General features: G+C 62.0%; 1 protein-coding gene. It reads right to left on the bottom strand.

Annotation, left to right across the window (positions count from 1 at the left end; translation table 11 throughout):
• The coding region (locus RM479_RS27540; RefSeq protein WP_311514586.1) for an ATP-binding protein at positions 1–255 on the bottom strand (255 nt) is incomplete at both ends.

Raw genomic sequence — 255 nt, 5'->3', positions numbered from 1 at the left:
CCGTCAGCGCCGTCGCGTCCGCGATCGCGAACGGCACGTTCAAGATCCGCGCCAACGTCTGCGCCAACAACGTCTTCCCCGACCCCGTCGGACCCAACAACAAGATGTTGGACTTGGCGATCTCCACATCCTCACCACCGGGACGCTCACCCTCCGAACGCACCCGCTTGTAGTGGTTGTACACCGCCACCGACAACGCCTTCTTGGCCTGATCCTGACCGATCACGTACGAGTCCAGGAACTCGTAGATCTCCC

The organism is Nocardiopsis lambiniae (assembly GCF_031845465.1).
GTDB classification, from domain to species: Bacteria; Actinomycetota; Actinomycetes; order Streptosporangiales; family Streptosporangiaceae; genus Nocardiopsis; species Nocardiopsis lambiniae.
Note: the sequence above shows the minus strand (reverse complement) of the source record. Positions and strands in the feature narration are given on the sequence as shown.